18 protein-coding genes are annotated in these 18817 nt (G+C 70.1%); 7 read left to right on the top strand and 11 right to left on the bottom strand.

The window, feature by feature from the left end; translation table 11 throughout:
* Position 1: 1 nt before the first annotated feature.
* On the bottom strand, positions 2 to 622 hold the full coding sequence (locus AMK10_RS00160) for a DUF47 domain-containing protein (protein ID WP_073743490.1): 621 nt from the start codon (positions 620 to 622) through the stop codon (positions 2 to 4).
* A 221-nt stretch (positions 623 to 843) separates the two neighbouring features.
* On the opposite strand from AMK10_RS00160, the gene AMK10_RS00155 reads away from it, so the two are divergent.
* Complete coding sequence (locus AMK10_RS00155) at positions 844 to 1191, top strand: metal-sensitive transcriptional regulator (RefSeq protein WP_073743489.1); 348 nt, start codon at positions 844 to 846, stop codon at positions 1189 to 1191.
* Positions 1192 to 1209: 18 nt separating this feature from the next.
* Here the strand turns inward: AMK10_RS00155 and AMK10_RS00150 are convergent, their stop codons facing one another.
* From AMK10_RS00150 to AMK10_RS00115, 8 genes are all read right to left on the bottom strand, one after another.
* Positions 1210 to 1422: a hypothetical protein gene (locus AMK10_RS00150; protein WP_198959595.1), complete on the bottom strand. Its 213-nt coding sequence runs from the start codon at positions 1420 to 1422 to the stop codon at positions 1210 to 1212.
* 99 nt (positions 1423 to 1521) lie between these two features.
* The gene (locus AMK10_RS00145) at positions 1522 to 2409 is read right to left on the bottom strand and encodes a hypothetical protein (protein WP_073743488.1); all 888 of its coding nucleotides are present in this window, start codon (positions 2407 to 2409) and stop codon (positions 1522 to 1524) included.
* Positions 2410 to 2735: 326 nt separating this feature from the next.
* Entirely contained in the window at positions 2736 to 5687 is a 2952-nt protein-coding gene (locus AMK10_RS00140) for a tetratricopeptide repeat protein (protein ID WP_079180581.1), read from the bottom strand.
* A gap of 345 nt (positions 5688 to 6032) precedes the next feature.
* Positions 6033 to 6764, bottom strand: coding sequence for a phosphatase PAP2 family protein (locus AMK10_RS00135; protein ID WP_073743487.1), 732 nt, complete (start codon positions 6762 to 6764; stop codon positions 6033 to 6035).
* 305 nt (positions 6765 to 7069) lie between these two features.
* Positions 7070 to 8059, bottom strand: a complete 990-nt coding sequence (locus tag AMK10_RS00130) for a bifunctional lytic transglycosylase/C40 family peptidase (protein WP_073743486.1) — start codon at positions 8057 to 8059, stop codon at positions 7070 to 7072.
* A gap of 115 nt (positions 8060 to 8174) precedes the next feature.
* Complete coding sequence (locus tag AMK10_RS38650; protein WP_382564986.1) at positions 8175 to 8735, bottom strand: hypothetical protein; 561 nt, start codon at positions 8733 to 8735, stop codon at positions 8175 to 8177.
* On the bottom strand, positions 8732 to 10525 hold the full coding sequence (locus tag AMK10_RS00120; protein WP_073743485.1) for an alpha/beta hydrolase: 1794 nt from the start codon (positions 10523 to 10525) through the stop codon (positions 8732 to 8734). The genes AMK10_RS38650 and AMK10_RS00120 overlap by 4 nt, the downstream gene beginning before the upstream one ends.
* Entirely contained in the window at positions 10522 to 10905 is a 384-nt protein-coding gene (locus AMK10_RS00115) for a hypothetical protein (protein ID WP_073743484.1), read from the bottom strand. Before AMK10_RS00115 ends, AMK10_RS00120 begins: the two co-directional genes overlap by 4 nt.
* Positions 10906 to 11112: 207 nt before the next feature.
* Between AMK10_RS00115 and AMK10_RS00110 the strand changes: the two genes are divergently transcribed.
* Both AMK10_RS00110 and AMK10_RS00105 read left to right on the top strand, forming a co-directional pair.
* A complete protein-coding gene (locus AMK10_RS00110) occupies positions 11113 to 11739 on the top strand; it encodes a histidine phosphatase family protein (RefSeq protein ID WP_073743483.1) in 627 nt (208 codons plus the stop codon).
* 81 nt (positions 11740 to 11820) lie between these two features.
* The gene (locus AMK10_RS00105) at positions 11821 to 13395 is read left to right on the top strand and encodes an adenosine deaminase family protein (RefSeq protein WP_079180628.1); all 1575 of its coding nucleotides are present in this window, start codon (positions 11821 to 11823) and stop codon (positions 13393 to 13395) included.
* A gap of 70 nt (positions 13396 to 13465) precedes the next feature.
* On the opposite strand, the gene AMK10_RS00100 is transcribed toward AMK10_RS00105, so the two are convergent.
* Positions 13466 to 13930, bottom strand: coding sequence for an ATP-binding protein (locus AMK10_RS00100; RefSeq protein ID WP_073743482.1), 465 nt, complete (start codon positions 13928 to 13930; stop codon positions 13466 to 13468).
* Between the two features lie 205 nt (positions 13931 to 14135).
* On the opposite strand from AMK10_RS00100, the gene AMK10_RS00095 reads away from it, so the two are divergent.
* From AMK10_RS00095 to AMK10_RS00085, 3 genes are read left to right on the top strand one after another with little or no spacing between them, the layout of a single operon-like run.
* Complete coding sequence (locus AMK10_RS00095; protein WP_073745893.1) at positions 14136 to 14981, top strand: helix-turn-helix domain-containing protein; 846 nt, start codon at positions 14136 to 14138, stop codon at positions 14979 to 14981.
* Between the two features lie 10 nt (positions 14982 to 14991).
* Positions 14992 to 15180, top strand: coding sequence for a DUF397 domain-containing protein (locus AMK10_RS00090; protein WP_073743481.1), 189 nt, complete (start codon positions 14992 to 14994; stop codon positions 15178 to 15180).
* Positions 15173 to 15400 (top strand): DUF397 domain-containing protein, encoded by a 228-nt coding sequence (locus AMK10_RS00085; RefSeq protein ID WP_073743480.1) that lies wholly within the window; start codon positions 15173 to 15175, stop codon positions 15398 to 15400. Before AMK10_RS00090 ends, AMK10_RS00085 begins: the two co-directional genes overlap by 8 nt.
* Before the next feature lie 80 nt (positions 15401 to 15480).
* On the opposite strand, the gene AMK10_RS00080 is transcribed toward AMK10_RS00085, so the two are convergent.
* The gene (locus tag AMK10_RS00080; RefSeq protein ID WP_073743479.1) at positions 15481 to 16056 is read right to left on the bottom strand and encodes a hypothetical protein; all 576 of its coding nucleotides are present in this window, start codon (positions 16054 to 16056) and stop codon (positions 15481 to 15483) included.
* A gap of 143 nt (positions 16057 to 16199) precedes the next feature.
* On the opposite strand from AMK10_RS00080, the gene AMK10_RS00075 reads away from it, so the two are divergent.
* The gene (locus AMK10_RS00075; protein WP_073745891.1) at positions 16200 to 18764 is read left to right on the top strand and encodes a polysaccharide lyase family 8 super-sandwich domain-containing protein; all 2565 of its coding nucleotides are present in this window, start codon (positions 16200 to 16202) and stop codon (positions 18762 to 18764) included.
* Positions 18765 to 18817: the final 53 nt, after the last annotated feature.

Here is an 18817-nt window from a genome sequence, read left to right as displayed (position 1 = left end):
TTCAGGACTCCTTGACCGCGATGGTCTCCACGGTGTTGGCGACGTGCTCGAACGCGTCAGCCGCCTCTTCCAGCACATCCACGATCTGCTTGAGCTTGAGCACGTCCATGGCGTCGTACTTGCCGTTGAACAGGTGCGCCAGCAGCTTGCGGTGGATCTGGTCGGCCTGGTTCTCCAGACGGTTGACCTCGATCCAGTACTCGGTGAGGTTGTCCATGGTCCGCAGACTCGGCATGGCCTCGGCGGTCAGCTCCGCCGCTCTGGCCAGCACCTCGATCTGCTGCTCGACACCCTTCGGGAGCTCGTCGATCTGGTACAGCACGACCAGGTCGACGGCCTCCTCCATGAAGTCCATGATGTCGTCGAGCGACGAGGCGAGGTTGTAGATGTCCTCGCGGTCGAACGGCGTGATGAAGGAGGAGTTCAGCTGGTGGAAGATCGCGTGGGTGGCATCGTCCCCCGCGTGCTCCGCTGCCCGCATACGCTCCGCGATCTCGACTCGGGAGGCAGAATCCGCCCCGAGCAGTTCCATCAGGAGTTTCGAGCCCGTGACGATGTTGTCCGCGGACGCGGAAAACATGTCGTAGAAGCTCGTCTCCCTGGGGGTCAGACGAAAGCGCACGTGGGGTCCTCGGGGTGCTTTGGATTCGGTCAGGCTGATGCTAGGCGCATCATCCGGCCACGGCTAACCGGCGTTCTTCAGTGTCGCGCATCGGGCACAGTGATCAGCACGGACCCCCGGTCACGTTTCGGCTGGATTCGGTACGATATACCCGGCAGGGGTATACAGAGGTCACAGAACGGCACGCTCACCGCAGGCCAAGAGGACAACGGGAGGACTCCATGACCACCACCGAGGCCGACGGGGCAGCCGGTACGGACGCGGTCGTCACCGACCACGACCGCGGTATCCACGGCTACCACCACCAGAAGGACGAGCACCTCAAGCGCCTGCGCCGCATCGAGGGCCAGATCCGCGGCCTCCAGCGGATGGTGGACGAGGACGTCTACTGCATCGACATACTCACCCAGGTCTCGGCCTCCACCAAGGCCCTGCAGTCGTTCGCGCTCCAGCTCCTGGAGGAGCATTTGCGCCACTGCGTCGCGGACGCCGCCGTCAAGGGCGGCGACGAGATCGACGCGAAGGTCGAGGAGGCCACGAAGGCGATCGCCCGCCTCCTGCGCACCTGAGATCCGCGAGGGCAGACGTCACCCTCGGTGGCGTGCCTGGCGGGGAATCGTCGGCGCCGGCTCGGCGGCGGTGTCCGTCCCGACGTTGAGCACCTCGTCGATACGGTCGGAACTGAGCCGGTCCTCGATCGCGTCCGCCGCCGCGATCATGAGCTCGCCGCACAGTTCGATCTCGGCGAGAGCCACACAGTCCTGAGCGTTCGGAGCGCTGAGCGTCACCACCTGCGTCACCTCTCTCTGCTGTCGCCGACTCCTGGCGCACCGACTCCCTAGCGTAGGGACCGTGGTACGGACCGCGCATGGCACGGACGGACCATTTCGGCCTCCCCCCTACGGCGTTTCCGGGCCACCGTGCCCCTGCTGGACCTGGCCCGTGTAGAGGTCCGCCTCGGGCGGCAGCGCCACGGAGACCGGCACCCCGAAGCCGTAGAGCAGCATCGTCGACACCACCGGCACCCCCGGGCCCTCGGTCGCGAAGGTGAAACGGTGGCGCACCTTGCGCAGCAGGCCCTCGTCGTCCAGATAGGCGTCGAAGGGCACCGTGTCCGTGCTGAACCCTTTCGCCGCGGCGGTGAGCGCCGCCCGCGAGGAAGGCGAGGCCGCCCGCGCCGCCCGCCCGATGTCCGCCGTCCCCCGGTAGTGCCGGACCGCCACCCCGGCCAGCTCCGTCCGCCCCACGTACGCCACCTTCTCCGCCCCGAGCAGCAGCTCGGCCGCGGCCGTCGGATCGGTCACACCGCCGGTGACGAGATTGCCGTCCTCCAGGGTCGTCGTGTCGATCCGCACCCACTTGTCGTCGGGCACCCCGGCCCCGCGGTTCTTCATGTAGAGCGCCCCGGGCGCCAGCAGCTCCGTGATCGGCCGGTGCTCGTCGGCCCCCGCCGCGTCCTTGGGCAGGACGACCTTGATCCGGCCCAGCTGTCTGCGGAAGTCGTACGCCCCCTCGCCCCGGATCGTCACCCGGGTCCCGCCCGCCGCGGTCTCCATCGACGTACGCGTCTCGGCGCTGCCCGCACCGGCCAGCCCCTCGGCGGCACCCCTGACCACGGCGGCGGGACTGCCCGCCGGGCCCTCCCGGGCGGCGGCGCGCTCACCCGCCCCGTCACCGGCCGCGCCGCCCGCGCCCGAGCATCCCGTACCCACCGTCATCACGCCGGCGACGGCCAGGGCGCACACAGCCAGTGCCCCGCCTCCGCACCTGTGCTGCCGCACCACCATCGCCTGCCAACCCCCAACGACGTACACCTGACCGAGCTCCCGCCCGCCTCGCCTAACGACGGCCGGGGCGCCTCGTCACGCCACGGGGGGCCGTACGGAAGCCGATCGGCCCACTCCCGGGCCACCGGACGGAGTTCCCAGTACCGTTGAGGCGTGTATCAGGACCTCCCGGACCCATCGGTCCACAACCCCGTTCCGGCGCACAGCACCACCACCGTCGAACGGGGTTCGTTCTGTCTGGCCCGCTGTGTCTGCGGCTGGTCGGGCCCGGCCAGACGCTCCCGCGACCGGGCGCGCACCGACGCACAGGAGCACCTCGGGAGGCCCTAGAGGCCGTCCCGCAGCCGCCGCGTCGCCCGCTCGAAGCACGGCCGCGCCTCCGGCAGGATCCTGCCGAGCAGCTCGAGCTCTTCGATCCTCTCCCTGACCGGCTTCTCGCCGGGCGAGAGCGCGAGGAGCTCGTCGCACCGGGCGACGGCCCCGTCCCCGTCGAGCAGGACGCAGTGGACCACGACCATGCCGCCGTACGCGTCCGCGACCGCTTCGCGGTCTCCCGTCGCGGCAGCGGTGAAGATGCTCATGGCGCGCCCGAGGCTCGCCTCCCCCTCCGGACGGGACCCCGCCGCGCGCAGAGCGAGGCCATGGAAGAAGTGGTTCCAGCTGTCCTCCGGATCGACCTCCAGTGCCAGGACGGAGTCGGCGAGGGCCTCCTCGTGCCTGCCCAGCGACAGAAGCACCCGGGTGCGGGAGTTCAGGATCCAGTCGGAGCGCGGGTCGAGCTCGGCGGCCGCGGTGAGATCGGCCAGGGCTTCCTCCCGGCGGCCGAGCCGCTCGTACATCTCGCCCCTGCAGCCCAGAGCCCACATGTACTGCGGGTCGAGCTCGATGGCACGGGAGTAGTCCGCCAGGGCGTCCCCGTGCCGTCCCATGGCCTCGTACGTCTGCGCCCTTCTTCCGTGCGCCCAGGCGTAGACAGGATCGATCTCGATCGCACGGGCGAAATCCGCGAACGCCTCGTCCCGCCTCCCCATCTCCTCGTACACCCGCGCCCGGCCGACATGCGCCCAGGCGTACTGCGGGTCGAGCTCGATGGCACGGGAGAAATCCGCGAGGGCGTCCCCGTGCCGGCCCATCTCCTCGTACACCCGCGCCCGGCTGGCGAACGCCCAGGCGTACACCGGATCGATCTCGATCGCACGGGCGAAATCCGCCAGCGCGTCCTCGTGCCTGCCCATCCGCTCGAAGAGCCACGCCCGGCTGCCGAGCGCCCACCCGTAGCGGGGATCGATCTCGATGGCGCGGGTGTAGTCGGCCAGGGCTTCCTCGTGTGAGCCCAGCGCCTCGTGGACCCGCGCCCGGCTGGCGAACGCCCAGGCGTACAGCGGATCGATCTCGATCGCACGGGCGAAATCCGCGAACGCCTCGTCGTGGCGCCCCAGATTCCGGTAGGCGTCACCCCGGCTGCCGTACGCCAGCGCGTGGCGAGGCTCGATCTCCACCGCACGGGAGCAGGCGGCGACCGCTTCCTCGTGGCGGCCGAGGACGCGGTAGGTCTCCCCGAGCCCCGCATGGGGGCGGGCATCGTCCGGCGTGAGGGCGACGGCCTCCACGCAGTCCTGCAGCGCCTTCTCGTCGTCACCCACGTCCCGGTGCTCCTCGGCCCGGATGGTGTACGCCAACGCCCTCCCCGCCGTGTCCAGTTCGGGTGCGCGCAGCAGCATGCTGAGCGCGGCCACACCCGGCGTCTCCTGCTCCGCGGCGGCCTCCAGGCGGCGGCCCCAGGAGACGAGGACCTCCGAGTCGGTGTCGACGCCCGCGCCGCCGAGGATCTGCGCCCAACGGCGCAGCGTGGCCACGTCGAGACCGACGGCGTGGGCGCTCTGGCGGAGCGCGTCGGGCAGGGCGGTACGAGGATTCGCGCACAGCCGGTGATAGGTCTCGTTCAGCCGGTGCTCCCGCCAGGCGGCATCGCCCCAGCGGTCGTCGGAGTCACCACCGATGTCCGCCTCCATCGCCAGGCGCCACCGCCCGAACAGCTCGGCCAGGCGGAGGTGCGCCTCCTGCCACCGGGCGGGCGACCGGGTCCGCTGGAGCCGCAGCATCGCGGCGCGTACGACGTCGTGGTACCGGCAGCGGCCGTCCTGGGGAGAGACGAAGGCCAGGCCGCGCAGCCAGGCGTAACTCCCGCCCGCCGCCTCCGGGACGACCGCGCGGTAGACGTCCTCGTCGACCAGCAGCGGAAGAGCGCAGGCGAGCGCCGCCTCGCGCCGCTCCTCGTCCGGCTCCCACTTCAGGAACCTCTCGACCGCGGTCTCGGACGGATCGCCGATGCCCGCGTTCCTCCCCGGATCGCTCCGGGCCAGCATGTCCACCAGCAGCGGCAGCCTCCCCGACAGCCGCAGCACCAGCTCGATGCCGGCCTCGTCGGTGACCCCGTGGGTGGCGAGCAGCGTGCGCGCCTCCTCCTCGGAGAAGACGTCGAGGGAGACCTCGGTGACCTGGCCCATGCAGTCGCCCCAGACCCTGGTGTCCAGACGCAGCTGCCCTGAGAGCACGATCTGCACATTGACGGGCAGGCTGCCGTACTCGTCCCCGAAGGCAATGGTCCGCAGCCAGGCGTCGAGAACCGGACCGGTCCTCTCGTACACGTCGAAGATCAGCACCACCCGCTCGCAGCGGTCCGCGACATCCGTCAGGTCGTCGAGGAAGGCGGGGGCGAGACCGGCGAGCGGATTCATCACCAGGTGCACGTCGTCATGGCTGCGCAGACGGGTGTTCAGCATTGCCCGCACCCGGTCCGCGCCGAGCGCCACCTGCTGCGGATCGATGGCCCCGACCAACGCCCCGGCCCCGGGAACCAGCCCACCCAGCCCGGCCAGCGCCACCTGGGCCGCGACCGTACCGGCCGGTGACGGCCCGGGCTCCGCCGCCCCCGGCTCACCGGGCGCGGGCTGCGAGGCCGGGACACTGCCCTCGGCCTGGTGCCGGCGCTGCCGGTACGTCGCCAACTGCTTGTCGAACCTCTTCAGCGGGTGCCCCTGCCGGCCCAGCCGGACGCTGACGGCCTCCATCGCCTCGACCGCGTCGTGCACGTCGTCGCCCACGAACGCCGTGACGCAGGAGGTCTGCTCCCGCGCCGCGGCCTCCCACTGACGCACCAGGGTGGACTTGCCCACGCCTCCGTTGCCCCGCACATGGAACAGGAACGGGAAGTCGGCCTCCTCCGGGTCCCTCGCGAAGGTCTCCCGGAACACCGCGAGCTCGTTGCGGCGCCCCACGAACCCCGTACGCTCACGCCGCCGATTGACTTCCTGCCGCGACGGCCGCCGACCTGCCACCCACACCACCCCCGGCTCACCGGACATGATGCCCCGTCACGGGGACGGCGGCCCCGGAACGATCGATCTCAGCCATTCTCAGCAAACTCGGCCGTTCTCCCGGGGCGCGCGGGAGACCGGGGCCCGGACAACGCGAGAGCCCGGGATCGGCTGAGCCCTGCACACGTGAGCCCCCGGGCGCGGGACACGCGTGAGCCCGGGCCCCGGGGACGCCCCAGGGGTGCCGGGGACGCGTGAGGGGGTGCCCCCTTCGGGACACCCCCTCACGTCGTCGAAGCGCTCCGGCTACGCGGCGAGGTCCTTCTCGCCGGGTGCGGCGCCGCGGCCGGAACCCGGGCGCGGCTCGGGAATCCCGCGCGACTCGTCCCACCCGTCGGCCGCGGTGTCCGCCTTGCCCGAACGGACGAGCCGGCCGACCGTTCCGGCGCGGGCCACGGCCCCCACCAGCGGCGTCAGCAGCATCATCGCGAGCGGGGCGAGCAGCAGGGCCACGGCCGTGCCGAGCGCGAAGCCGCCGATCACGTCGGTGGGGTAGTGCACGCCCATGTAGACCCGGCAGAAGCCCTCCAGGAGAGCCAGCCCGATCGCGAACAGCCCGAACTTCCTGTTGGCCACGAACAGCCCCACGGCGATCGCCATCGCCATCGTGGCGTGGTCGCTCACGAAGGAGTAGTCGGTCTTGCCCGCCACCAGGACCTCGAGCCCCTGGTGGTCGTTGAACGGGCGCGGACGCTCCACGAAGCCCCGGATCGGGATGTTGATCAGCAGCGCGATCCCGGCGGCCAGAGGCGCCCACACGAGCCCGGCGACCGCCGTCACCGAGTCCTCGGTCGTCCCACGCCTGCGCACGCTCCACCAGCACCACAGGACCGCCAGGACCATGCCGAGCATGATCCCGTACTCACCGACGAACTCCATGACCCGGTCGAACCAGGTCGGAGCGGCCTTCGCCAGCCCATTGATGTCATAGAGCAGGCTGACGTCGGGGTTCGACCCTTCGAGTGCGAGTCCAGCCATCTGCCGCGGCCCCTTGCCTTGTCTGCTGCTGCTGCGACGCACAACGGCGTGCGTCGCCTTGGTCTGACCCCCGTGGTCGGTGCGGATTCAGTGCCCGCGCGACGCCATCATGCCGTCACGCCGGACCGCTCTGGACAGTCACGCCTGGTCACGTGCGCAGCCTGTCCCAGTCCAGGGAACGGCCCACGCGCTGCGTACGTTCCGTTCTCCACCGAATGATCACCATGACGTTATCGAAGAGTGACTCATCGTCGCAGCTCAGGGCCCGGGCTTCACGGAGAGTTCCGGCCATGGCTGACTCGCTGTCAGCTCTCCGGAAGCTCGGTCGGAAGTGCCGCCGCCCCGTCCTTCGTGACCCTGGTCGCACCGAAGTAGTCAGGGGTGTCGATCTTGTCGAACCGGATCACCGCCCCGGTGAACGGAGCGTTGATCATGTAGCCGCCCCCGACGTAGAGGCCCACGTGCCGGATGGCCCGCGAGTTGTTCAGGTCGTCCGAGAAGAACACCAGGTCCCCGGGGAGCAGCTCGTCCCGCGAGGGGTGCGGCCCCGCGTTGTACTGGTCGTTCGCGACCCGGGGCAGTTCGATGTCCACCGTCCGGTACGCGGCCTGCGTCAGCCCGGAACAGTCGAACCGGCCGCCCTGCTCGGCGGTCCCGTTCCCACCCCAGAGATACGGCGTACCGAGCTTCTTCTGCGCGAAGTAGATGGCCCCGGCGGCCTGCTGCGAGGGCTGCACCCGGCCGACGGGCTTGGCGAAGCTCTTCTCCAGGGAGCGGATGATCTTCACGTAGTTCTGCGTCTCGCTGATCGCGGGGACCCCGCCGGCCCGGATCACCCGGTAGGCACCCGCGTTGTACGCGGCGAGCATGTTGTCGGTCGCATCGCCCGGCACCTTCTTGACGTACCCGGCGAGCTCGCAGTCGTACGACGCGGCGGACGGGATCGCGTCGGCCGGATCCCAGACGTCCCGGTCCCCGTCGTTGTCCCCGTCGATCCCGTGGGAGGCCCAGGTCCCGGGGATGAACTGCGCGATGCCCTGCGCGGCGGCGTGGCTCTGGGCGCGGGGGTTCCAGCCGCTCTCCTGGTACAACTGCGCGGCCAGCAGTGCGGGGTTGATGGCCGGGCAGAGATTGCCCCACTTCTCCACGAGCGGCTGATACCGCGCGGGCACGGCCCCCTTGACCAGCCCGACGGCCCCACTCGCCCCGGCGATCCCGGCGGCGGCGGAGTACGTACCGACGAGGAGCAGGGCGATGAAGCACAGGCCCAGCCCGATCCCACCGCCGACGAACACCCAGTATTTCCGCACACCCCAACCATCCCCCATTCGGGCGCGGTTCACGTCGCGATTCGCTGGTGTGTACGGGTGGATGGGGGCATGAGGGGGCGTCAGGGGCGGTCGCGCGGGGTCAGGGGGCGCCGACGGACCAGAAGGGAGAGCGGATGTTGGGGCGGGGGATGTACTCCTGGCCGTCGTAGGTGGGCGCGGTGGCCTGGGTGGTGGACTCGGCGACCTCGGACTCCTCCACGCAGGGGGTGTCGACCTCGAAGAACACTTGCCCTTCGCCGCCTACGATCAGGCTGACGCCGAAGCCGTCCTTTGTCTGGGCGAAGATCGCCGGAACATCCGGATCATTGTTGATGGACTTCATCCGGTACCCGCTCTTGCGCCAGAAACGATCGACCACACCCAGGAAGTTGCCTCGGCGTTCTGCGGAGACGATCGTCATGACCGCGCGCCTTCTGGTTACGTCGCAGCTGCCGACACTGGTCGTATCATGCGTCCATTTCACCTCGGGATCAATTCTCCCTAGGACGCCGTCTAGGATCTCATCCGCCCGATTCGCAGCCTGCTGCATATTCATGTCGGATCCCTCTCCCTCACCCAGGGGGGAAATATCACTCGCGCATCCTGCAAGCGAACCCACGATGGTCATCGCGAGGGTAAAACTGACAGTTCTGCGCATCATCGATACTCCTGGGTATTGATTTTGCCTGAACGTCCCGCAGTAATCAACGAGATATTATGAGCTGACGCCGCATCCCTCTTGGGGTCAAAATATTGAGAATGCGCCCCGAAGGAGATTCCGTCGGCCCCAACGAGCCCCGGTCCGTCATCGACATGGAAACGCCTGGCACCGAAAGCCTCGCTCGCCGGGTCCTTCCCAAACCAGAGGTCATCGTCACCCCGATCTGCGATGTCCCCCGCGACGTAAGCCAACGGACCTGCCGTCGCCGCCCACGCACCGACAGCCGCCTGCTGCTTCGATGGCAATTTCGTCACTGGATCATTTTCTGCGGCTCCAACGAAGACGTGCTGCCTGCCCACTCCGAGATCCTCGGCTCGATCGACACCAACGCCGGGGCTGCCCACCAAAATGATGTCGTCAACTCCAGGTAGGCCGTCACCCTGCTGCGTTGCTGCACCAACGGTTCGCGATCCATACGAATGCCCAATGGCAGTGAGGTGGGGATTTTCGTTCTCGTTCGTTGCAGCCAGTCCACCTGTGAACCCGTTCAGTAGCTTGCCTCCTTCCACCGCTCGTCCTTCACCAGCGACAGCAAAGCTGCTAAGTCCATCCACGGCCTGGGGCGCGTCGTAGCCAAGCCAGGCGATTGCAGCACTAGAAGGATCGTGATAGCGAGCCCCCTTCGCTGTATCCAGTGCTCGCTTCAAGTCGTTCTTCGCGAAATCTTCATCCAAGGACGTGCCGAGCCCCGGAACATACGTCGCAACATTCCTCGCCGTATCGGGATTGCCGTACGAAACAATCGCCCGCCCATTCCCCTCATCACTGATGCCCAGCAGGAACATCGGCGGCTCCCCAGGCTTGGGCGCCGCCCCCAACTGCCGGTCGATCTCCCGCAACCCCGCCAACTGCGTGATCGACTTCTCGTCGTCCCGCCCCTCCAGCTTCCCGATCAGCAATTGCAGGTTGTCCCGGTTCGCCGCGTCGCGGACCAAGGCCGGGATCCCGTCCAGGTTGCCGATCTGGTCCGGGTACACCGCGAGGTACTCCTCGCGGTGTTCCTGGGTCAGCCCCGCCCACCAGTCACGCCGCTCCGCAGGCGTCGCGTCGTGCGGGACGGCGTTCTTCAGGTACGTGCGCGCCGCGTCCCGGACCTCCGCCGCGTCGCCCGCCGCGTCCTTCCAGGTGGAGTCCGGGACCTTCAGCCCTTCCTCCGCCTTCAGCCGGCGCAGGATCCCCGCGTACCGCCAGTCGATCTCGCCCGCCGTGCGCACCGCCCCCGTCACCCGGTCCGCGATGTCCTGCGCCTTCGCCGCGTTGGGGTTCGGTGCGGTCAGGCCCGAGGGCGGCAGCAGACCCGCCGGCGCGGTCGAGGACGCCGTGCCGCCCTTCAGCGGCGTGCCGTCGACGAGGCCCTCGCCCGCCGCCGGATAGGTCACCGATCCGTCGGCGTGCACCGTGAACTTCAGCGAGGCCGCGTCGTCCAATGCCTCCCGCAGCAGCCGCTGCTGGGCCTTCAGCTCGTGGGCCAGGGAGTTCAGCGTCGTACGGAGGAGCCCGCACTCGGTGTACACGTACTGGAAGTTCCGCCCCAGCTGCCGCAGCCGTGCGACCGCAGCCTGGGCGGCCTCGCCCTCCTGGGAGCCCCGGAGGCCCGTCAGCAGCTGTTGCTCGATGCGGTCCCGCGCCGCGTCGGCACGGTTGCTCGACTTCCCCCACCCGTCCGCCGCGCCCTCCAGCTCGGCGCACTTCAGGTCGCGTAACTGCGCCCAGGTCAGCGTGGACGTCACCGCGCCCCACCGCCCGGAGCGGGCTCCGCCACCGGGGCGAACGAGGAACGCACGGCCTCGTTCGTGGCACCCTGGGCCCGCGCCACGGCCCGCAGCCTGCCCGCGAGGCTTCCGCACTCGCCCTGCGCGGCCTGGATGCGCCGCTCCCAGGACTCCCGTACGGCCGCGAGTTCCGCGAGGGCGCTCAGCCGGCCCGCGCCCACCGTCAGCCCTTCGTGCGCAGCCGCCAACTCGCCGCGCACCGGACCCAGGTGGGCCACCAGTTCGTCCGCGCCGCCGGCGGCCCGCAGCCACGGGCCGTCACTGTGCTTCAGCCCTTGCCCGCGGTCACCCCCGCCCGACGGCCCGGCCAGATCACTCAGCCTGCGCACCACGGCCATGCCCGCTCACCCCGTTCATCGATCACGGAGCGGCACTGTGCCAAACGAGACGTACGCGACACGCCGGGCACATCCGCCTCCGGCGACCGGACCCCCGTACCCGCAGGGCCCGGATCGCCACGAGATCACCCGAACGCGCGACGTGGAACCGGCCGGAGGACCGCATCGTCCACACGGGCATCCGTACGACCTGCCGAAAGAGGCCCCATGACCGCATCAGCCACGCGCTACCTCTACGTCGCCCGCCACGCCGAGGCATCGGCCGACGAGACCGAACTGACCGAGCGCGGACGCCTCCAGGCGGCTCTGCTCGGCGAGCGGCTCCGGGACACTCCCCTCTCGGCCGTCCACCACGGCCCGCTCCCCCGCGCCGCGCAGACCGCACGGCTGATCCACGAGCAGCTGCGCCCGGGCATACCCCTGCGGGCCGAGGAGCCCGCCGGCGACTACGTCCCGTACGTCCCAGGGCCGCAGGAACTACCGGAGGGCTCGGCGGACCGGCTGAACGCCTTCGTCGAGCAGGCCCTGGACGGTGATCGCACCCGCGGCCCGGAGCTTGCGCGCACCGCCCTGGCACGGTTCACGGGACCCGTCGACGGGGACGAACCACGCCACGAACTCGTCGTCACCCACGCGTTCCTGGCCGCCTGGCTGGTACGGGACGCCCTCGACGCGCCCGCCTGGCGCTGGCTCGGCCTCAACCACGCCAACGCCGCGCTCACCGTCATCCGTTACACCCCCGGCAGACCTGCCGCCCTGGTCATGGTCAACGACTTGAGCCACCTCCCCCCGGACCTCCGGTGGACCGGATTCCCGCCGGAACTCCGCGCCTGAGAGGGTCCCTGTCCCTCGGACGGATGGTTTATCGGGCACTGTCCGAGCGGCCCGGCGTGACACGGCCCTCGTCTCGTGATCATGCAGAACGTGATCGTGAATTCCGCACTTCGCTCCTCGCGCACCCGCCGGTTGCTGATCGCCGCAGGGCTCGCCGCGACCGCCCTCGCCACCTCGCTGCCCGCCGCATCGGCCGGTGCCGCATCCGCCGCACCGCCCACGCCCCGCCCGACGACCGCCGCAGAGGCCCGCACCGCCGCCTGGCTGAAGGCGCACCCGGGCTCGACGGCCCGCTTCTTCCGTGATCTGCCCAAGGGAGGTGACCTGCACAATCACCTCTCCGGTGCGGTACGGACGGAGTACCTCATCCAGCTCGCCGCCGAGGACGGGCTATGCATCGACGCCACGATGACCGCCGTCGAGCCGCCCTGCGCCGCGGGCACACGGCCGGCCGCCGACGCCAGCACGGACGCCGCGTTCCGGCAGGAGATCATCCGGGCCTGGTCCATGCAGGACTTCCCGCAGGGCGAGTCGGGGCACGACCACTTCTTCGCCACGTTCGGGAAGTTCGGCCGCGCGACCTGGCACACCGGGAAGATGCTGGCCGACGTGGCGGGCACCGCGGCGGCGCAGAACCAGTCGTACCTGGAGACCATGGTCACCCCCGCGTCCTCGGGGGCCAGGAAGCTGGCGGACGAGGTCGGCTGGGACGCCGACCTGGCCGCCCTGCACCGCAAGCTGCTCGCCGGTGACAGGCTGGACCAGCTGGTCGCCGAGGCCGGCCGGACGGCGGACTCGGCGAACACGGAGTTCCGTGAGACGGCGCGCTGCGCGAGTGCACGACCGGCCCCCGCCTGCCGGATCACCTACCGCTGGATTTCCCAGGTCTCCCGCAACAGCACCCCCGAACGCGTCTTCACCCAGATCGCGCTCGGTCTGAGGCTCGCCGAGCGGGACCCGCGCTTCGTGGCCGTGAACCTGGTCCAGCCGGAGGACGGCGAGATCTCGCTGCGGGACTACCGCCTGCACATGCGCATGCTGAACTACCTCCACGGGGTCTACCCGCGCGCCCACATCACCCTGCACGCGGGCGAGCTCGTCCCCGGTCTGGTGAAGCCCGAGGACCTCACCTTCCACATCGACGACGCCGTACGCACCGGCCAGGCAGAACGCATCGGCCACGGCGTCGACCTCGTGCACGAGGACGACTGGCGCCGCCTCGCCCGGGACATGGCCCGACGCCAGATCGCCGTCGAGGTGCCTCTCACCAGCAACGCGCAGATCCTCCAGGTCGAGGGCGACGAGCACCCGTTCCCGGTCTACCGGAAGTACGGCGTCCCGGTCGTGCTGTCGACCGATGACCCCGGGGTCTCACGCGGTGACATCGGCCAGGAGTACAGCCGCGCCGCCCGCACCTACGACCTCGGCTACACCGAGCTGAAGGACCTCTCCCGGGCGTCCCTGGAGTACTCCTTCCTGCCGGGCCGCAGCCTGTGGCAGCCGGACCCCGTGCGCCAGGGCTTCCGCCCGGTCCAGGAGTGCCGCGTCCTGGAATCGGCGCGCTGCGCCCGCTTCGCCGAGCGGAGCCCGAAGGCCGGCCTGGAACTGCGCCAGGAGCGGTCCTTCCGCGCCTTCGAAGCCCAGTACGCCGGCTGATCCTGCCCAGCCGGACAGGGGGGCGGGGGTCCTGCGCGCCCGGCGCGAGTCCCTCGTCCCCCGCCGTGTGTCACGTCGGGCCGTCCCACAGACACTCCGGTTTCCAGGCGCATTCGACCCACAGCACCTTGCCACCCTGCCCCGGCGGACCGCCCCGGATCAGGTACGCGCCCCAGCTGTCCGCGTACTCCCGCACAAGGTGCAGTCCCCGCCCGCGCTCCGCGAGAACCGCAGGCGGGGACGGAGTCCCGCCCCGGCCGAACGGATCCGGGATCTCCGGGCTGGAGTCCCACACCCCGACCCGCACCCGATTGCGCCCCGCCCCGCACAGCCGGAGCGAGTACGAGCCCGAGGAGTGCCGGTAGGCGTTGGTGACCAGTTCGCTCGCCAGCAGTTCGGCGGTGTCGATGAGATCCCGCATCCCGTGCACCGTCAGCACGGTACGAAGGGTTGCCCGGGCGATCCCGGGCCCACGGGGATCCTGCGGAAGTTGGAGGGTGTACGCCCAGGGCGGCGTTACGGTGGCCAGAGGCATGGAAGTCTCCGTTCACGGAGGGGTAGTTGAGGTGTGCGTGTCGCATGGCCCGGTGACGAGGCCGCTCCGTCGAGCGGGGTACTTCCGGGTGGGTGGCCTGGGATCCAAGGTAGCCAGCTGTGGCTAATGTATTAACCGAAAGCCGTGTAATGCATGAACTACCACTCATGTGGGTGATGAGGCGTTCAAGGAGGCGAACCGACCGGTGAGAGCCAACCCGACAGGCCGCCAGCTACGCCTCGGCAGTGAACTGCGGAAGCTCCGCGAGCGCGCCGGCCTCACAGCGACACAGGCCGGCCAGCTGCTGGGCGTGAAGCAGAATCAGATCAGCAACATGGAAGCCGGCCGCGTAGGCGTGAGCCCGGAAAGGGTCCGTACGCTGGTCGGCCATTACCGCTGCGCGGACGAGGGGGTCGTCAACGCGCTCTGCGACATGACTTCCGACCGCACACGCGGATGGTGGGAGGAGTACCGGGAGATCCTGCCGGCGCCTCTGCTTGATCTCGCCGAGATCGAGCACCATGCAGGGCGGCTGCGCACCTCGGTCACCGTCCACATCCCCGGTCTTCTTCAGACCCCGGAGCATGCGCGTGAGATCTTCCGCCAGGACGCGCCCGAACTGTCCCCGCCCGACATCGAGCACCGCATCTCGTTCCGCATCAAGCGGCAGGCGGTTCTCTTCCGTGATCCGCCGACCTCCCAGCACGTTGTCATCCATGAGGCTGCTCTGCGCATGCAGTTCGGTGGACCGAAGGTGGCCCGCCAGCAGCTGGACCACCTCGTGGAGATGAGTGACCACGCTCATGTCGTGCTTCAGGTGATCCCGTTCTCCGCCGGAGCCTTCGCCGGTTCGGGACAGTCGATCTACTACATCCACGGCTCCGTACCGCAGCTCGACAGTGTCAACCTGGACCAGTCGCACGGCCCTGTTTTCCTGGACGCGGAGACCCAGTTGCAGAAGTATCGCGTGCTGCTGAGCCGGATCGAGGCCATCGCACTCGCGCCCGCTCCATCACGCGACTTCATCCACACCATCGCCCGGAATCTGTGAGGGATCCAAGATGTCCGTACTCGCTTGGCAGAAGTCGTCCTACTGCGCTCAAGGCAACTCGTGTGTACACATCGCCGCCGACCACGGCTCCGTCGCCCTCACCGAGAGCAGCGACCCCACCGGCGCGATACTCCGGACCAGCCCGTCCGCCTGGGCCGCCCTCATCCGCGCCGTCAAGGAAACCCACGACCGTGGCTGATACCCCCGACGACCTCACGTGGACCCGCGCCGCCCCCGACGACGCGCAGGGCCCCGGGCCCTGGATCGAGATGGCGTCCGGCCCCGGAGGGCTCGTACACCTCCGTGAGACCGGCGACCCCGGCACGGTGGTGACCACCACCGTGGAGAAGTGGGAAGCGTTCGCCAAGGGTGTCGTGGCCGGCGAATTCGACCACTTCGCGGACATCGACGCCAGCTGACGTCCTGCCCAGCGGCCGGGTCCCGGACCGGCCTTCCGACCGGGCGGCGGCCCGACGCCTCGGCCCCGTACGCCGGTCGCTCACAAGCCCTGGAGCGCCTGACGAAGCCGTTCCTCCAGTGCGTCCCGCGCGGACATCCACTTCTGCGCGGCCTCGTTGGCCTCCGGAACCCAGTCCAGGCCTTCCGTGCTCTCCCAGGAGCTCTCGTACGGCCCGATATCGACGCCGTGCGCCGCGCGTTCCCGTTCCCGCCGCTCGTCCCACCGGAGCCGGTCCTCGGCTTGGTGCTGGTCGATCCACGTCAGCCCGGCCAGGAACTGCCGCGCCAGTTGGCGCTCTTCGTCCTCCAGTACCTCGCCGCGCTTGATCAGAAAGGCGTTGATCTTCGGCACCTCGGCCCGCAGGTCTCGTCCCCCCGCGTTCCAGCGTGACTGGATCTCAAGCTCGCGGAGCTGTTCGAGCAGCTCCTGAAGGGCCTGGAGCCGCTGCTGGTCGTACCGTCCTCGGGCGGCACTGCGCCGATCCGCCTGCGCCAGTTCCCGGAGGGCCGTCTCGTTCACGGCTTGGCGCCGCTCGCTGCGTCGCCACTGGAGATAGCCCATGATCGCGACCACCAGCGTGGCGCCCACGGGAAGCACGACAGTGACCAAGTCCACGCGCCCATTGTGCCGACGTCGGTGTGCCGTCCGAAAGACCCAGCACACTGTCAACGGTCCGGGCCGTTGACATCGCCCGGAGGCCGTTGCTTGGCTGGCGGCCGGAGAACAAGCGCTCACGGAACGGACTTTGGAGCGTCATGGTGAAGTTCTCGCGTCGTTCCGCCTTGTCCGTGATCCCCGCCGCCACGCTCTGGGCACTGTCCCGGACCCTGCGGGCGGAGGCCGCTCCCGGGCGTGATCCCGGCACACCCCAGGCGTCGCCCAGCTCCTCGGACAGAGACCCGGGCGCCCTGCTCACCAACACCGTCGCCGTCTTCGCCGGCACCGCCGAATCCAACGCCCGCCCCGAGGTCGCCCCGAAACTCGCCTCACTGCGGGCGACCGCGCGGGCGCGGCTCACCGCGATGGACGGCGCCGGGCCGGACGAGCTCTTCGAGGGCGTACCCCTCGGCACCAGCGACCCGAACCTGAGCACGACGTACCAGTACCTCTACGAGATCGCCCTCGCCACCCGCATCCACGGCACGGACAACCCAGCCGCGGTCCGGCGCCGGGTCCTCGACGGGCTCGTCCGGCTCCACAACGTCTGGTTCGGCGACCAGGCGAAGGGCTACTACGGCAACTGGTTCCACTGGGAGATCGGGATCCCGTCCTACGTGACCAAGACCCTGGTCCTCCTCCAGGACGACGTCGCGGCGTACCGCCCGGACCTCACCGCGACCTATATCGCGTCCATGGACGCCTACCTCCGCAACGGCAAGGACGGCGACGTCGACCTCGACTCGCGCTTCCACACCGGCGCCAATCTCGCCGACATCACGACCAACCGCATCCTCCAGGGCGCCCTGCTCGGCGACGAGGCCCGCATCACCAAGGCCCTCGCCGACCAGCTGACCGTCTTCGCGACGGTCGACCCCTACCGGCCGCAACACGGGGTCACCGACGGCTTCTACGCCGACGGGTCCTTCGTCCAGCACGCCTCGGTCGCGTACACCGGCTCCTACGGCAAAGGGCTGCTCACCCGGATCGTCCAGACCGTCAAGCTGCTCGACGGCACCGGTTACGTGTCCCCCGGCACTCTCGCCGGGGTCGTGCTGGGCTGGGTCACCGGCGGCTTCGCCCCGCTGATCTTCGAGGGCTGGATGATGGAGGTCGTCAAGGGACGCGCGGTCTCACGGCCCGGCACCGGGTACACGGACGTCACCGCCGTGGTGGAAGCGGTCGTCGATCTCTCCGCACACGTGACCGGAAGCGACGCCGAGGCGCTCACGGCTTACGTCAAGTACGTCCAGGAGACCTCGAAGGCGAGCCTCGATCCGGCCTCCTTCGTCTCCCCGGTCAGCATCGCCCGCCACACCGACCTCCTGGACTCCCCCGTACCCGCGAAGGACCTCTGCCCCACCGCCGCGCACGCCGCGTTCAACGCCATGGACCGGACCGTCCACCGCCGGCCCGGCTACGCGTTCGCCCTGGCCCGCAGTTCCACACGCGTCAGCGCCTACGAATACATGAGCGGCGAGAACCTGATGCCGTGGTTCCAGGGAAGCGGCGCCCACCACCTCTACCTCTCCGGGACCGACCAGCGGGAGGAGTTCGGCCTCGACCACCTCACCGTCGTCCCTCCGCACCGTCTCGCGGGGGTCACCGCCCCCGTGGAGGCCCGCCGCACCGTCCCCGAGCTCTACGGCACCCTCTGGTACGACAACCCGGAGCGCGGCTTCACCTCGTCCTCCGAGTCGCAGAACACGTACGTCTACTTCCCGCGCGCGACGAACGCGTTCTCCGGCGGCGCCCGCCTCGGCGCTTACGGCCTGACCGGCCTCGTACTGTCCGACGACGCCGCCTACGCCGCCCAGCAGAAGGGCACGCTGCCCGAGGGCTTCGTCGCCTACCGGGCCGCGCGTGCCACCCGGTCGTGGTTCATGTTCGACGACGAGATCCTCGTGCTCTCCGCCGGAGTGACCGGCCTGGCGGGCCGCGCCGCGACCACCACGGTCGACAGCCGCGTCGCGGACCCGTCCGCCCCGGTCACCCTCACGGGCGCCCTGCGCGACGGGTCCCCCTGGGACGGGTCCGGGCCGGGCGCGCCGGCCTGGCTGCGGTACGCCGACGAGAGCCGCGGGAGCGCGGTCGGCTACGTCTTCCTGTCCGGTCCGCCGCCGGTCGTCTCGCTGGACACGGTCACCCGCAGCCGCAGGCTCGTACGCCTCGCCAACGCGGACACACCCGTGACCAAGCAACTCTTCACCCTGTCCTACGAGCACGCCGCCGGGGAGCGGCCCGCCTCCATGGCCCACGCCCTCGTCCCGAACGCCTCCGCACAGCACCTGGCCTCCTACGCCGACGGCCCTCTCTCCGTGCTCTCCAACACGGTCCGCCTCCAGGCCGCAGCACACGGACAGCTCGGCATCATCGCCGCGAACGCCTTCGCCCCCGGAACCCATCGGGCGGGCCGGTTCACGATCGACGGCCCGGCCTCCGTCCTGCTGCGCCGGAACCCGGACGGCACGTACGCCGTCGCGGTGTCCGACCCGACGACGGAGCGGCGCACCGTATCGGTCACCCTCCACGGCAGGCCGCTGCGGCGCGTCTCGGCCGACACCGGGGTCCGTGTCCGCCCCGTCCCCGGCGGCACCCGCCTCGACGTCACCACCCACCACGCCTACGGCCGGAGCTTCACGGCGACCCTGACCGAGAAGTCCTGACGGGACCGCCGGTCCCGGGGCGGCCACCGGCACCCAGAAACACCAATGGTCGC

The sequence above is a fragment of the Streptomyces sp. CB02058 genome, assembly GCF_001905505.1.
GTDB lineage: Bacteria > Actinomycetota > Actinomycetes > Streptomycetales > Streptomycetaceae > Streptomyces.
Note: the sequence above shows the minus strand (reverse complement) of the source record. Positions and strands in the feature narration are given on the sequence as shown.